Annotated in this window: 11 protein-coding genes; 1 reads left to right on the top strand and 10 read right to left on the bottom strand. The window is 62.9% G+C overall.

The window, feature by feature from the left end; translation table 11 throughout:
- Positions 1-32 precede the first annotated feature (32 nt).
- From FTO74_RS06080 to FTO74_RS06040, 9 genes are all read right to left on the bottom strand, one after another.
- Complete coding sequence (locus FTO74_RS06080; RefSeq protein ID WP_162537338.1) at positions 33-1,526, bottom strand: sugar transferase; 1,494 nt, start codon at positions 1,524-1,526, stop codon at positions 33-35.
- 316 nt (positions 1,527-1,842) lie between these two features.
- Entirely contained in the window at positions 1,843-2,820 is a 978-nt protein-coding gene (locus FTO74_RS06075; RefSeq protein ID WP_162537337.1) for an ATP-binding cassette domain-containing protein, read from the bottom strand.
- Between the two features lie 38 nt (positions 2,821-2,858).
- Positions 2,859-3,485: a molybdenum cofactor guanylyltransferase gene (locus FTO74_RS06070; RefSeq protein WP_162537336.1), complete on the bottom strand. Its 627-nt coding sequence runs from the start codon at positions 3,483-3,485 to the stop codon at positions 2,859-2,861.
- Positions 3,486-3,487: 2 nt separating this feature from the next.
- Positions 3,488-4,924: a dipeptidase gene (locus FTO74_RS06065; RefSeq protein ID WP_162537335.1), complete on the bottom strand. Its 1,437-nt coding sequence runs from the start codon at positions 4,922-4,924 to the stop codon at positions 3,488-3,490.
- A 15-nt stretch (positions 4,925-4,939) separates the two neighbouring features.
- Positions 4,940-6,340 (bottom strand): M28 family peptidase, encoded by a 1,401-nt coding sequence (locus tag FTO74_RS06060; protein ID WP_162537334.1) that lies wholly within the window; start codon positions 6,338-6,340, stop codon positions 4,940-4,942.
- 202 nt (positions 6,341-6,542) lie between these two features.
- Positions 6,543-7,847: a four-carbon acid sugar kinase family protein gene (locus FTO74_RS06055; protein WP_162537333.1), complete on the bottom strand. Its 1,305-nt coding sequence runs from the start codon at positions 7,845-7,847 to the stop codon at positions 6,543-6,545.
- Between the two features lie 3 nt (positions 7,848-7,850).
- Complete coding sequence (locus tag FTO74_RS06050) at positions 7,851-9,128, bottom strand: ribulose-bisphosphate carboxylase large subunit family protein (protein ID WP_220399090.1); 1,278 nt, start codon at positions 9,126-9,128, stop codon at positions 7,851-7,853.
- 29 nt (positions 9,129-9,157) lie between these two features.
- Complete coding sequence (locus tag FTO74_RS06045) at positions 9,158-10,963, bottom strand: beta-L-arabinofuranosidase domain-containing protein (RefSeq protein ID WP_162537332.1); 1,806 nt, start codon at positions 10,961-10,963, stop codon at positions 9,158-9,160.
- A 119-nt stretch (positions 10,964-11,082) separates the two neighbouring features.
- Positions 11,083-12,288 carry a substrate-binding domain-containing protein gene (locus tag FTO74_RS06040; protein ID WP_220399089.1) on the bottom strand — a complete coding sequence of 402 codons (1,206 nt, stop codon included), beginning with the start codon at positions 12,286-12,288 and terminating at the stop codon, positions 11,083-11,085.
- 271 nt (positions 12,289-12,559) lie between these two features.
- Here FTO74_RS06040 and FTO74_RS06035 point away from each other — a divergent pair, with 271 nt between their 5' ends.
- On the top strand, positions 12,560-13,660 hold the full coding sequence (locus FTO74_RS06035) for an L-rhamnose/proton symporter RhaT (RefSeq protein WP_162537331.1): 1,101 nt from the start codon (positions 12,560-12,562) through the stop codon (positions 13,658-13,660).
- A gap of 34 nt (positions 13,661-13,694) precedes the next feature.
- Here the strand turns inward: FTO74_RS06035 and FTO74_RS06030 are convergent, their stop codons facing one another.
- Positions 13,695-14,945, bottom strand: coding sequence for an extracellular solute-binding protein (locus FTO74_RS06030; RefSeq protein WP_162537330.1), 1,251 nt, complete (start codon positions 14,943-14,945; stop codon positions 13,695-13,697).
- Positions 14,946-14,955 lie beyond the last annotated feature (10 nt).

Genomic DNA, 14,955 nt, shown 5'->3' with positions numbered 1-14,955 from the left:
TATCGAATCCGCGCGAGCCACGCGATGCGGTCTTAAGAACCGGTGCCGCTAAAGACCACGCCCACCGTCCGGGCCAGGATCTTCAGGTCCAACCAGAAGCTCCAGTTCTCGACGTAAGCCGTGTCCAGCGAGATATAGCTATCGAACGAGGGGTCCTGCCGCGCCTCGACCTGCCACAGCCCGGTGATTCCCGGCAGCACATCCAACCGACGCAGATGCGCCAGGTCGTACTGCTCCACCTCGCTTGCAATCGGAGGCCGCGGCCCCACCAGGCTCATATCCCCGCGCAACACGTTGTAGAACTGCGGTAGCTCATCCAGCGAGTACTTCCGCAGCTTGCGCCCTACCCGCGTGATCCGCGGATCGTTCACAATCTTGAAGAGCACGCCCTCGCGCTCGTTCATGTGCGCCAGATCGGCCTTCAGACGGTCGGCGTTAGGCACCATCGTGCGGAACTTGTAGCAATTAAAGGTTCTTCCCTTGCGCCCGATTCGAGCGGCCTTGTAGAAGATCGGACCCTTCGAATCCAGACGCACAGCCAGCGCGATCAGCAGCAATACCGGCGAGGCAGCCAGCAGAGCCAGCAGCGACAGGGTAATATCCAGCGCCCTCTTCATCAGGAAGGCCCCAATCGGAAAGTCCCGGCGATGCAGCGGAATGGTAGGAAACTGGCCGATATACTCGACCGTCGCGTTCCACGCCAGTCCGTCATAAAGATCGGGCACCACCCGCACATCAATCCCCAGCGCACGCGCCTCTTCCACCAGCGAGATCACCAGCTTCTTCTCCGCCGGAACCGAGAGGAATATCTCATCCACGAACAGTGACCGCGCCAGCGACAGGCAGTTGCGCATATCGCCGATCACATCGGCGTCTCCCGACTCCGACTCCCGCTCGGTCAGCGCGACAAATCCCTTGAACCGGAAGCCCAGGTGCTGCAACGACTCCAGATGATTACGCAGCGCGTGCGCCACCCGGCCCGCACCGACGATCAGCACATTCCTGGTCTCGAGCCCCTCGCGATAACGCCGGTACACCATGCTCCGCCAGATAGCGCGGCGCACGCTCAGCAGCAGCGCCGTAAACACCACCAGCATCACGGCTACAGCCCGCGAGAACGCCATCTCGCGCGTCAGGTAGAGCGCCCCGCACAGCAGCAGCCCCGCCGTCAGAGTCGCCTGGAAGGTCATTCTCTGCTCATGCAGGCCGCTCATATGCTGGATCGCGCCATAGAGCCCATAGGACCGCGCAAAGAAGATCAGGCATACGCCGAAAAAGCCGAGATAGAGCAGCCAGGCCCGGGGTTCGCCGTGCAGTATCAACGAGGCATGCTCCCCGTAAGGAACCCGCAGGCGGAACCGTAGCGCCAAAGCTCCGGCCAGAAACGCCGTCAATAGATCGAGGGATGCCCAGACCAGACTGGTCACAGAGGGACGAAACACACCGGCCCGTGACGCCATCGTCCGGCCACCACTGCGGCGTCTTCCAGAGACGATTACCTGCTGCAAATAATCCGGTGTTGCCATCGCTCTCCCTGATTCAGGTCTGGCCCATGTACATCGCCAATAGCATTTCAAAAAAGTTCTACAAACCAGGAGGCGCGAATGGCGGCGAAGCAGTAATCAATCCCACAGCCGGCGTAAGCTGAAATAGCCGCCATCTTGAATGAAGTCCCGCCATCAATCCACGGCACGAAATCACAAATGGGTGGTCAGCTTTTCTGGCGTCGCTTACTGGCAATCATACTTCTTGAACGGGCTTCATGGCAACGTCCCTCCCGGTTCCGACGCGCCCATTAGCCTTTTGCTGTCAACAACTCACGTACAACTCAAGTTTGTTTTCCTAAGAATTTAACGCCTCCGCCCGCGACGGGAGCACCAACTGGTCCAACGTCAAAAACTCGCGCAGAACCGGGTCATCGCTCTGCTCCATCTCCTCCATCGTGCCGAAAAATCTCGCCTCGCCGCCATCCAGAAACACGACCCGGTCGGCCAGCTTCTTGGCAAAGCGCATGTCATGAGTCACTACAATACTTGTGAGATGTAACTGCTGCTTCAATCGTTGGATCAGATTTCCCAGCAAGTGGGCCATTAGTGGATCGACCATGGTCGTCGGCTCGTCGTAGAGGATCGCCTCCGGCTGCGAAGCCAGCGCGCGCGCAATGGCCACCGACCGCTTCATCCCGGTCGAAAGATCGCTCGGCAGCAGGTTGTCCATTCCGGCCACTCCCACCATCTCCAGCAACCCCTTCACCACCTGGAAGATCTGGTCCTCCTCCATATCGCCCCGCTCACGCAGCGGAAAAGCCACATTCTCTCCCACCGAGATCGAGTCGAAGAGCGCCCCGTTCTGGAAGACCATCGTCACCTTGCGTCGTATCTCCTGCAGCCGCTTCTCGCTGAAACCGGTGATATCCTCCCCCGCCACCAGCACCCGGCCCGAGTCCGGCTTCAAAAACCCCAGCAGCATCTGCAACGAAACCGACTTGCCCACGCCGCTACGACCCAGGATGCAGAGCGTCTCCCCGGCATTTACACAGAAGCTGACGCTCTTCAACACGGTGAAGCTGCCGAAGGACTTCGAGACCTTCTCAAACGCGATATAAGGTCCCGGAGCCGCCTGGCTCTCGGCCTCGGCCGCCGCCTCATTCTGGGCAGCGGCCTGCTCCATGAACTCCCCGACGGCCTGGGTCACATCGGGCGAGACCTCAGCGGTCAGCGGCGTCTCCTCGGACGCCTCACTGGTCACCTCGCTATCGGCCAGCTTCTTCTCGTACTGCTCCCCCGGATACTTTTCATCCGGCCTTGTCTCATCACTCATCCCGCACCCCACTCCAGCCTATCTGATGCACTCCCCCATCAGCCGCTCCACGCCGTACCAAGCCTCTCCGCCTCGGCAAACTCCTCCGGAGTGTTCAGATTCGCAAACCACCACCGGATCGGCAACGCTCCCTCCTTCAAACGCGCAAGCTCGGCGATCTCCTCCACCGGCTGCATGCTGCCGCCCAGCTCTCTTCCGGCCTCCTCCATCACCGGACGCAGCCGATAGTTCCCCTGAGCGATGGCCTTCGACACAAACCGCCCCACATCCCGATGCACCAGCAGCACCGTAGGCTGAGGCATCCCCTCGACCGTAAACATCGCCACCCGCGCCACCGGCCTCTGGACCCACCACTCCAGTAGAGCCACCGGCAGAAACGGCACATCCACCGGAACGATCAGGTTCCACTCATAAGCCGTGTGCGCCAGCGCCGCCTCTACCCCGCCCATCGGTCCGCACTCCGGATGCAGATCGGTCACCATCGGCGCATACCGTTCCAGCTCCGAGCTGCTACCTAGTACATGCACCGCCTCGCAGACCCGCCGCAGCTTCGTCACCGCATGTTCGATCAGCGGCCGCCCCGCCAGCTCCAGCAGAGCCTTGTCCCGCCCCATCCGCGAGCTTCTGCCGCCGGAGAGCACATAGCCGCCCACCTCGGCAGCCACGCCTAAGCCCCCACCAACGCCAGCCACCGCACAATCGACTCGATCCCGCGATGGAAGTTGCCCAGGTTGAACTTCTCGTTCGGAGCGTGCAGGTTATCGTCCGGCAGCCCGAAGCCCATCATCACCGTCGGAATTCCCAGCTCGCGCACAAAGTCGCCCACAATCGGGATCGAGCCGCCGCCCCGCACAAAGACCGTCTCCTTGCCGAAGACCGTGTGCATCGCCTCGGTCGCCGCGCGGACGAACTCGTTATCCGTGCTCACCACAATCGGATCGCCCGAGTGAATCAGCCGCACTTCCAGCGTGCAGCCCTTGGGCACAATCGACTCCACGTAGCTCTTATATAGCGCAAAGCTCTCCTGCGGCGTCATATCCGGCACCAGCCGCATACTCACCTTCGCCGTGGCCCGGGCCGGAATCACCGTCTTCGCTCCCGCCCCGGTAAACCCACCCGGCATCCCATGCACGTCCAGCGTCGGCCTCGCCCACGTCCGCTCCAGTACGCTGAACCCGGCCTCGCCGGTCAGCGTCACCGAGCCAACCTCGTGCTCGCGGTACTCCTCCTCCTTAAACGGGAGCGACGACCAGGCGTGCAGCTCGGCCTGAGTCGGCCGCATCACCTTGTCATAGAACCTCGGAATCAGAATCCGGCCCTCTGCGTCCTTCAACTGTGCGATGATCTGCGCCAGAGCCACAAACGGGTTCGGAGCCGCTCCGCCGTACATCCCGCTATGCAGGTCCGTCTTCGCCCCCCGCACTTCGATCTCCGTGTAGATCATCCCGCGCAGCCCCACGCACAGCGTCGGCAGCTCCGGTGCGAACATCTCCGTATCCGAAACCAGGGCCACGTCCGCCTTTAACTGCTCGCCATGCTCGCGCACAAACGCAGCGATCCCTTCGCCGCCGACCTCTTCCTCCCCCTCCAGGATCACCCGCACGTTCACCGGCAGTGTCCCGTTTCCCGCCGCCATCAGCGACTCCAGAGCCTTCACGTGCATCCACATCTGGCCCTTGTCATCGACCGCCCCGCGCGCATACAGGTTCCCGTTCCGCTCGGTCGGCTCAAACGGCGGCGAGTGCCACTCGTCCAACGGGTCCGGCGGCTGCACGTCGTAGTGCCCGTAGCAGAGCACCGTCGGCTTCCCCGGAGCCTTCAGCCACTCCGCGTACACCAGCGGATGCCCGATCCGGCCCGGCTCGATCCGTGCCGGACCATCCGGCACCCCGACCATCGTCTCCTCGGTGGAGGTCTCGATCAGCCGGACTCGCTCCATCCCGATCCGCGTCAGCTCATCGGCGCAGAACTGCGCTGCCCGCCGCACATCCGCCCGCCGCTCGGGATCGGTCGAGATTGAAGGAATCCGCAGCAGCTCCTTCAGCTCCTCGACAAACCGCTCGCCGTTCTCCTTCGCAAAAGCAACCGCCGTATTCGCGTCCATACTCAATCCTTTACTTTAACGTTTTGGCTGTCCGCCAGGATTCCACGATGGCTTGAAGTCGCTCGTTGCCAGCCACCGTACAGGCTCCACCAGCGACTGGATCGCCGAGGTCATGAACTCCAAGTTAAGATGCGCGATATCGTCGTCAGGCCGATGGTACGTCGGCACTGTCCCCCAACCCGCTGCCGTATGGGCCACAATCCCCTGCAACGCCAGTTGGTAGTTATCCGACCGCTCGAAGAAGTGCTCCTCCGGGTACGGGTCCGGCCCCAGCTTGGCTCCGTGCGCCTTCAAGGCCGGCCCCAGGTTCGACCGCTCCCACCCCGTAAACAGCAGCTCCCCCTTCGGCATCTTCGGGTCCTGGCTCCCGATCATCTCGAACTCAAGGTTCGTCACCAGCTCCTTCAGGGGAACCGGCGGATGCTTTCCAAAGTACTCCGATCCCAGCTCTCCAGGCTCTTCGCTGCCGTAACAGACGAAAAGAATGCTTCGCCGCAGCTTCGGCCCTGCCGCCAGAGCGTGCGCCAGCTCCAGCACCGCTGTCGTCCCCGCCGCATCATCGTTTGCTCCGTTGAAGATCCCATCCCCATCCACCGGTCTCCCCACACCCAGATGGTCCAGGTGCGCCGTCAGCAGGATCGTCCCGCTCCCGGGGTCACTTCCTGGGAGATATCCAATCGCATTAAACGTCATCCTTGGTTTCACTTGTGGGACAATCCCTAAAGAAAGAGAAAGCGATTCTCCCTCCTTCACGCCCTTCAAATGCGACATCACCGCAGCAGACACCGCAACCACCGTCGTCACAGACGACGTAGACGATGCCGCCTCCTTCAGGTGCATTGGGATTCGCGCCTTCCCGCCCAGCAGCGTCAGCATCCGCTCCGTGGAGGCATCCTGCTCCACCACCACCAGCGCCGGAGCCATCCGCCGCAACGCGCCAAGGTTCTGTAGCGAGCTTCCCCCAGCCGGAACGTCGGTCAATAGCACCGCCGAGCCTTTAGGAACCGATGCCTTGCCTACAGCCCCATCAGCAACCCGAACCAGTCCTCCCGAAACGTTCGACCCTGTAGAAAATAAAACATAGAAGTCTTTTCCTTGCTGCAATTTAATGCCACTTACTGAAAGTACGGTATCACTACTCAAAACCGGCGCATCCACCTCCGCGCTCTGGAGGTATCCGCTCATCCCCGGCGCTGGCTTCAGCCCATAGCCCATGAACTCGGAGGCCACGTAGGTCGCCGCAATCTCCTCATCCCGCGTCGCGCTGCCCCTGCCTGCCATCACGTCGCTGGCGAGGAACTCCTCGTGCGCCCGCACCCACTCCGGCCGTACCGTCCAGCCCTGCTGCGCCCGTAACCCCGTCGAAAGCACTCCAGCGACCGCCACGGCCAGCCACAAGCCTCGTCCACCCGCCATTTCGCCTCCCCAAAACCTTCAAAGACAAGCCCCATCCTACCCGGATCGCTGCTTCCGGCCCAAACATCCTTAAGGGCGCGGCTTTAGCCGCTGGGAACCTCTGTCTTTTGCCGATAACCCAACTTTCAAGGAGCGCAGGCAATACACAGATCTCAATGCTCATATTTGCAACATTTTATACGGAATATATGAATCTTAAACTTTAACTCCTTAGACTCGATCCTCGCACCACATCGAAGAAGTCGTCCGTGCCTACCTGACCCCCCTTCAGCACCAGCTCCAGCCCGTCCAGAGGCGAATCCGCATGGGCACGGCACAGGGGTGCTCCCGGTTGGAGATCGGCGGCCCAGGTGAGCGCATAGAGCCCCAGCCGCTGCACTGCGTGGGAGGAGGTATCTCCGCCGCACAACAGCACCCGCCGCACAGCCGTCCGCTCCAGTAGTTCACACAGAAGATCGCCGAGCGCCTGTCCCAGTTGATCTCCATGCGCAGGCTCCGAAGGCAATCCCAGCGCGGTGTAAAAGATCGTATCCCGGCCCGCCGCCAGTGTCTCCTCCGCCTCTTCGATCACCGCTTCCCTCGTCGCGAGAGAGGTTACCGGATCGAGCAGCGCAGACGGGTCGAGCGGAATCCCGTGGTAGCCGTGGCTGAGCGCATAGCGGAGCTGCCGCTCGGTCGCCGCCGAGCAGGAGCCGCTGACGACCAGCAGAGGGGAACATGGCTCGACCGCCACGGCTGGAGCTGCCTGCGGGATCATACGAGCCTCTTGCCATGCGAAGATCAGCGCCGCCGTCAGGCCAGAGCTGGCGGTGGAGAAGATCGGCTGCCGCTGCGCCTCTCCCCAGAGCAGCTTGCCCACTGTGGCCTGAGTGGCGTAGTCGATGGTGTCGAAGAGCACTGCCTGCTTGCCCTCCGCCAGCAACCTCGCCAGCTCCTCCGGTGCCGCTCCGGCTTGCAGCATCGGGGTGTCGATCAGGCCGATGGGCGTCGCAGTCTGGCGAGCCAGATGCAGGCGCAGGTCCGGCTCCTGCATCGGCGTCACGGGGTGGCGACTCATCGGATGGCGGTCGATGCGGTGCACCCGCCCGTCCGGCGCGGAGGCGAAGAGGTTGCCGAAGGCGATGTATCGCCGCAGGTGCGGCGCTCCCACAACGATGGGCACGAAGGTTGGCCCGAACACCTCTTGCCCGATCTCCATCGCCCGTCCGATGCTGCCGTGCGCCGGTGCCGAGTCGAAGGTAGAACAGACCTTATAGTGAGCGACGGGGGCCTGAAACTCCCTGAGCCGGGCAAAGATGTCGGGCAGGTGCTCGGACATCCACTCCGGCGAGCGCGAGCGGCTGTCCCCGGCGATCCCGACGGCCTGCACCTGCGGAAACCGCGCCAGATGCTCGTTCGTAGGCACACCGAGGAAAAGAACGGCAGGCACTCCATTCGAAGCGAGCTGCTCCAGCACGTCGGTCGAGCCGGTAAAGTCGTCGCCGTAAAAGGTGTAGAGGAGCGCCATCCACTAGCTCCCGAAGAGCTTCAGGGCCGCAGCCAGCTCCGGCCTCGTGGCAGCGTAGGTCGCCAGCGGAACGTTCTCGGCGGCGGCCTCCCACGCCTGTTGCAGGCTCAGCACGCCCGCAGCCACGCCCATCGGATGCCCCAAAATGCCGCCTCCACAGGCGTAGATCAGGTCGGTGGTGCCCAGCGCCGCGTAGGTATCGGGGGCCTGCGAGGCCGACTGCCCGGAGGAGAAAACCGGCATGATCTCGCAGCCGGGCGCGGGCGGCGGAAACATCGGCGTCAGGCACTCGCGGGCCGAGGCGATCACCGACTGGTCCGGCTCGCAGAACTTGTTCCGCAGCCCGTTCACGTGCGTGTGGTCGATCCCGGCCAGCCGCCACAGCTTCTGGAACGCGACGAACGACATCCCCGTCGCGGGCGAGCGGCCCAGCATCCCCCAGCCGTTGCGGTGGCCGTGGATCACCAGTTGCGAGTGCGCGCGCAGCATCTTCATCGCGGGCAGTCCGATGGAGTTCATGCTCACCATCAGGCAGGTTCCCTCGTGCGCCACGATCTGGTCGTGCCGCCGCAGCATCTGGTCAAGATCGCCGGTCAGGTTGGCGGCGTACATCACGCGCTTGCCGGTGCGGTCGCGGTGCCGGTTCAGCACGCCCTGCACGGCCTTCAGCCGATCCTCGAAAGGACAGTGCGGCCCGTCGCTCTGAAGCTCGTCGTCCTTGATGAAGTCGATGCCCGCCTCGGCCAACACGCGCACCTGCTCGGCCGTGGTCTCGGCCGACATGCCGATGCTCGGCTTGATAATGGTGCCGATCAGCGGACGGTCGTAGACGCCGGTAAAGTCACGGGTGCCGGAGACGCCGAACTGCGGCCCCTGGTATGTCGTGAGGAACGCCGGGGGCAGCATGATATCGAGTAGCTTGAGTCCGCTAAAGGCCTTCAGCTCGGAGAGGTTGCCCGCCACCGTCGCCAGCAGGTTGGGCAGCGAAGGCCCGATGTTGTGCAGCGGCCAGGAGAGCGTGACCTCGGCCGTGCGGCGGACGCCGTCCCAGTTCTTCGGAGTGCCCGAGCCGGGCAGGCTAGGAGCATCGACCGGCTGCTGCTCCTCAATACCCTCCACCACGGCGGCATAACGCTCACGCAGCTCGTCTGTCTCGCCCGGCACGCGCAGAAAGGTGCCGGTGGACTGCTCGCCAGCCATCGTAGCGGCAGCCTGCTCCAGCGGAAACGCGGTCTCGATCCAGTAGCGGGCGTAGATGCGATCTGTTCGATTTGTCATCATCTCTGTTACAAATCCTTTCAAGCCCCGATCTAGGCCTTTGAAAAATAGCTCGTATAGGTCTCGTTCTGAATCTGGTGCAGGGGGATGAAGACGATCTGTCTGCCGCCATAGTTCTCCACAAAGGACTGCGGCCCCAACTGCTTCAGGCTCGCAGGCAGAGCAAGCCTCTCTTTGCTCAGTTCCTTGTCCGGATTGAGAGCCACATACTGCACCGGACCACGCATCAACGCGACCGTCTCCGGGTGCAGGTCGTCGATGGCCTCGGTCCTGAAGCCCTGCGGCAGCGTCAACTCCAGCCGGTCTCCGGGGTGCCATGTGCGCTTGATCGCCGCGTATGTGCCCGCCTGTGCGGCCACCGCGAGAAGCTTGCCGTTCAGCTTGATCGCCGCAGCTCCGGCCAGCCAGGCGGGAATCCGCAGATACACCGTGAAGGCCGTCGGCTGCGCAGGCTGGAGCAGTAAGCTGGTCGTGTCTTCCACGGGAAAGCGCGTCTCCTGCGTAAGCGCGACCGGCGCGCCACCGTAGCGGAAGCGCAGTTTCGACGGCGTGTACTGGTTGACGTAGAGGCCGTCGCTAGACTGGAAGTAGAGGTTCAGCGGATAGTCGGCGACGGTCTGGACCAGAGTGCCCGAGCAGCACGGCCACTTCTTTTGGTAGTAGACCTTTTGCGCCACCGGCGAGTAGGTCGAGTAGTACGGATAGTCCCCATTCGAGTCCGGCGACTTGACCGCGAGAATCGTATTGTAGAGGACGCGCTCCAGGTTATCTCCGTGCTGTGTATCCTTTGGCGCTGGGGTAAAGCGCACCAGATAACGCGCCAGCTTGGTCGCCGCGTAAGAGCCGCACGGCGTCTCGAAGTGATCGACCGTGGTCGAGAGCGCGTCGTATAGCTGGCCCTTGTGCGGCGTGATGAAGGTCTCATTCGGCCCCCAGCCGCCGGAAGAGAACTGCTGCTCGGTCGTCAGCAGGGTAAACGCCTGCTGCATCGCCTGCTTGTACTTCGGATCTCCCAGCGCCAGCCACGCCTTCGCCGCCGAGCTGAGCGCGATGGCATGAGAGTAGGCATGTTGGCCGGGAAAGGGATCGCCGCCTTTGGACAGAGGATCGAACAGCTCCTTATCCAACAGATAACGTTGCGCCCACGTCCGGAACTTCGGATTCCCTGTCAGTTCCGCGGCGGTAAAGAGGTTCTCGGGAAGCACGAAGGTCTCGTCGTACGGCGGGTCTTTCTTGCCGATGCGGTCGCGTCCCTGCGCAGGCATCAGCGGCTCCGAACCCGCGAGCACGCGGTTCAACAGATCCTTGGCCTCGGGCATCTGGCTCAGGGTCGCCGCGTCGATCAGCCCAGCGAAGTGCTTGTCCAGCGTATAGACGACCCACAGGTTCGTCTTCGGCCGCAGGATGCTCTGGTTGTCCGGCCCCAGCGTGGCGGCGAATCCTTCGACCAATTCATGCACCTTCTGGTGGCAGGCCTGGTCGCCTGTGCTGGCACCAATGCGGGCGAGTCCCGAGATGTACTGCCCCAGAGCGTGCCCCGGAACAAAGCCGTCCAGGTCGTACCATCCGCCCATATCAGCGCCGGGTGCCGGAAGCCCCGCCCGCTGGCGATAGACCTTCAGCAAGCGGTCGTTCGACAGCGCGAGGTAGTGCGCATGGAGCGCATCATACTGCTCGGCAAACGGACCGCCGGTGAGCTGCACATCGGCATAGCCAAACTGGCGTAGCGGCTCGCGCTCGTCGCTAACACTGGCAAACGACTTCACCGCAGGCAGCGCCGAGGCTACAGCAACCGCCTGGACTCCGGATGCTACAAACTGTCTCCGAGAGATCTTCATAACGTGACCTGATCCTTGCTACATGGACGTGCCCAGCTCCATGTCTGCGGAAGAGTAACCCAGCGCGCGGGCATTTGGCAGCCATGTTCTGCGCCGTCCGCGCAATCCAACATGCGGAATCACCGGGCGAGCGCAAATCCCCCATGCGACCGCGCCGCGGGACTGGGAAAGCCGAGCTTGACGTCGTGCCGCTCATCCAGCGGATAGATCAGGTCCACGTTGCGCGGGGTCACCAGTTGGTGCTTGACGAAGACCGTCGAGGGAACCGACTTCTTCTGAAGAATTCCCAGCGCCAACGGAATGATCTCGTCGCCGTAACGCTCCGGGAAGTACGCCACGGTGCCCACCAGACGCGTGTCCGGACGACGCAGCTCGTTGCGCGCTTCGCGGATCGCGTTTTGGCCGACAACGGCGCACTTATCGCTGGCCCCGGCCTCGTCGAACGCCCGCAGTGCAGCCAGCGCGCAGACATCGTTCACCGTGCCGATCAGAGTCCGCCGCGCGGGAGACCGGCGCAGATACTGCCGCACCACCTCCAGCACCTGCTCGAAGTCGCCACGCCCGTTCAGGTGCGCGACCGGCACATTCACGATGGAGGGCAGCTCGTTACGCAGGCCATCGACCAGCCCGGTGATGCGCAACTCCAGCAGCGAACCGGCGATGGGCAGCTCCAGCAGCAGGATCTGGTCCACCTTGCCCTCCCAGTGTTCACGCGCCCAACGACCCAGCGCCTTGCCGCCGATCAACCCGGCCTTGTAGTTGTTGGCCCCGAAGTAAGTCGCTCCAGGATGCGGAATCTCGATGGCGATCACCGGCGTATTCGCCTCCAGAAACTTCGAGGCGATCACCGGAGCTACGCGCTCATAGGTCTGGAACTCCAACACCAGGTCCACCTGCTCCTTGATAAGCAGGTCCGCATTGCGCAACGCCTCGCGCGCCGAGTAACGGTTGTTCACCGTGATGAGATGCACGTGCTCCCGCGCCGCCGCTGTCTCAACGTTCTGCATCACCGCGCGCGAGAACTCCGAGTCTCCTTGCGCCGCGAAGCCGATGCGGAACGGCCGCGCCGTGACCGGGCCGAAGCGATTGCGATAGACACCGGAGCTGGCCCGCTCGAGCAGGCCGCCGTGAATTAGCGTACGCAGCAGGCGAAAGACCGTCGTCTTCGGCAGTTGCGTGCGCTCGATCACATCCGTCAACGTGAGTTCTTCGCCCAGAGACCGGAAGGCTTTCATCACTTCGCAGGCACGCAACACGGTCTGCGATTCGTTGCGATCACCGCGTCTTACCGGTGCAGTCATCGACGATTCGGCGCTATCTGTCATCTTGCGAGTTGTGGGAGAGGCGACCATAAGAACTCCGAACTATAAGGAATTATTATTCCGGTTTCCGGAACGGGAGAAAGTGTATATGAATCAGTGCAGAGTTGGGACCCAGGTTCAGGAGTTGCTCTCCGACACCGCAATAGAGCCTCATCTGGGAGTAAATTTATTCCGCTAAGCGGAACATGCTCTCTCCCACACAATTTGCCCCTGGCAGACAACACAACGCCACAGCGAGCAGGTTAGGCTGGTGCAGCTCGAGAAGGAGCCCTGTTTGAATCCCAACCCGTTTCTTGGCGTCCTCTTCCACTGGACCGGCGGCCTCTCCGCGGCCAGCTGCTACCTGCCATTTCGCGGCATCCGCCAGTGGTCGTGGGAGATCTACTGGCTCGTCCAGGGCTGCTTCAGCTGGATCGTCGCTCCCCTGCTGCTAGCAGCGCTGCTCGTCCCCGAGCTGGGCCGCATCCTCCATAGCGCCGACTCCTCCACGATCTTCTACGCCTGGTTCTGGGGAGCGATGTGGGGCATCGGCGGCCTGCTCTTTGGGCTCGGCGTGCGCTACCTGGGCATCGCTCTTGGCTACACCATCGCTCTCGGCTTCAGCACCGCCTTCGGGACTCTGGTGCCGCCGCTCTTCGCAGGCCAGCTCGCCGCCATCGCAGCCGAGCGTGCAGGACAGGTCATTCTGCTCGGCGTGGCCGTCTGCCTCGCGGCTATTGTGGTCAGCGGCATCGCCGGACACATGAAGGAGCGCGAGCTGGCCGGAGCCAGAGCCAACGAAGCCGCCTCTCCCGGAGGACGGGGCGAGTTTGCCTTCTCCCGCGGCATCGTCATCGCCAGCTTTGCCGGGATTATGGGTGCCTGCTTCGACTATGGACTGGCCGCAGGCAAGCCCATCAGCGATGCCGCCCGCGACACTCTCGCAGCTCATAGCCGCAGCGGCCTATGGCAGAGTCTGCCCGCGCTCGTCGTCGTACTCTGGGGAGGCTTTACGACCAATGCTCTCTGGTGCGGCGGCCTGCTCCTCAGGAACCGCTCCGCCAGCCAGTTTCTTGGCCGCTCTGCCGACTCAGACACGAGCCTCGGCCCACGCCGCACTCTCCTCAACTACGCCTTCGCGGCGCTCGCGGGCCTGCTCTGGTACTTCCAGTTCTTCTTCTACTCCATGGGGCAGACCAAGATGGGCCGCTACGACTTCAGTAGCTGGACTCTGCACATGGCGGGCACAATCCTCTTCGCGACCCTATGGGGAGCCGTGTTGCACGAATGGAGCGGAACCAGCCGCAAAACCCGCTCGACTGGAGCGTTAGGCTTCGCGTTACTGGTCGCCTCCACCCTCGTCGTCGGCTATGGCAACTACCTCAAGAGCCGCTAGTACTTCGTATCGTTCTCGGAAAGGTGTGGGTAAGTTATTTTCTGAGGTCCTCCCGCTGGTCGGAAGCAAGCTTCTCGTCAGCATCGCGCAGCAGCTCTGCAACGGGCCTGTCCGTAGTAATGTTTGCCGTCACCAGCTCGTCGATGATCGCGGCGATGCGCGGCCAGTCTGCACGCTGCGGAATCTCGCGCGCATTCGCGTGGAGCTGCTCAATCCGGTGGTAGAACGGAATCGCCGCATTCACCTCAGCATCGTGCCAGGTGGATCGACGGCATCCAATCGCCCCCATCGTCGTCGTCAGCTTATCCATCGCCGGAATCAGCACATGACGCAGAAAACGCCACGCGACCTCAGGATGAGGGCTACCGGCAGCGATCGCAAGAATCCAGTACACGTTCAGCGAGGCCGTGCTGCCCTGCCCCTCGTGCGGAATATCGGTCACGTCCACTAGCCCCCGCACAGCCGAGTCCGGCGAGGTGTGCGCCATAGTCGCGAAGCCGAACCAATTGATCATCATTGCCACTTTGCCTGCCGCAAACGCAAGGCCAGCCGCGACCGAATCGAGTTGTAGGCAGTCCGGGTGCGCGGCGTCACGGTCCGCGAGGATCGCCCGATAGAACGTCAGCGCCTCCATCGCCTCGGGCGTCTCGAAGCGAACTCGCCCGGCGGCATCGAAGAGATCGCCGCCCCGCGTCCAGAGCTGGAGCAGGAAGTCGTACACCGAGTTATGGCCATCGGGAAACGCCGCGAAGACCGTGCCGTAGATGCCCTGCTCCGGCCGGTGCATGAACCGCGCGATGCGATGGAACTCCGTCCACGTCGTTGGCGGCGCAAGCTCCATGCCGAACAGCTGCCTGTAATTTGCACGCAGCGCGGCATCCTCGAAGAGATCGCCGCGATAGATCAGGCACTCCGGCCCATCGTGATAGGGCACGCCCAGCACCGCGTCTCCAACCCTTTGCAGGCGTAGCAGCGAGTCGGTCCAGCCCGCCGGATAATCCTGCGGAGGTTCGGCCTGAAGCAGCGGTGCAAGATCCACCGCGCACCCCTGCGCGTGCATCGCCGCAATCCAGTCTGTTGCCACGAACGCGACATCCCAGCGCCCGTCGCGCATCCCGTGCGAGGCAAAGAACGCCTCCTCCAGAGGATGTAAATCGAGCGCCACCAGGTCGAGTGCGAGTCCCGTCTGCGCCTCTGCTTCGAAGACTCGCCACTGCTCTCGAATCGCCTCTTCAAACGGTGCATACTTGCGGACCGCAATACGGAACTGCTGCGCACGGCTCATAGGCCAATCC

The sequence above is a fragment of the Granulicella sp. WH15 genome, assembly GCF_009914315.1.
Taxonomy (GTDB): Bacteria; Acidobacteriota; Terriglobia; order Terriglobales; family Acidobacteriaceae; genus Edaphobacter.
Note: the sequence above shows the minus strand (reverse complement) of the source record. Positions and strands in the feature narration are given on the sequence as shown.

Bases quoted from the DNA above. Each gene is read 5' to 3' on its own strand.
- FTO74_RS06080 (WP_162537338.1), bottom strand. From the start codon at position 1,526: ATGGCAACACCGGATTATTTGCAGCAGGTAATCGTCTCTGGAAGACGC.
- FTO74_RS06075 (WP_162537337.1), bottom strand. From the start codon at position 2,820: ATGAGTGATGAGACAAGGCCGGATGAAAAGTATCCGGGGGAGCAGTAC.
- FTO74_RS06065 (WP_162537335.1), bottom strand. From the start codon at position 4,924: ATGGACGCGAATACGGCGGTTGCTTTTGCGAAGGAGAACGGCGAGCGG.
- FTO74_RS06060 (WP_162537334.1), bottom strand. From the start codon at position 6,340: ATGGCGGGTGGACGAGGCTTGTGGCTGGCCGTGGCGGTCGCTGGAGTG.
- FTO74_RS06055 (WP_162537333.1), bottom strand. From the start codon at position 7,847: ATGGCGCTCCTCTACACCTTTTACGGCGACGACTTTACCGGCTCGACC.
- FTO74_RS06050 (WP_220399090.1), bottom strand. From the start codon at position 9,128: ATGATGACAAATCGAACAGATCGCATCTACGCCCGCTACTGGATCGAG.
- FTO74_RS06045 (WP_162537332.1), bottom strand. From the start codon at position 10,963: ATGAAGATCTCTCGGAGACAGTTTGTAGCATCCGGAGTCCAGGCGGTT.
- FTO74_RS06040 (WP_220399089.1), bottom strand. From the start codon at position 12,288: ATGACAGATAGCGCCGAATCGTCGATGACTGCACCGGTAAGACGCGGT.
- FTO74_RS06030 (WP_162537330.1), bottom strand. From the start codon at position 14,945: ATGAGCCGTGCGCAGCAGTTCCGTATTGCGGTCCGCAAGTATGCACCG.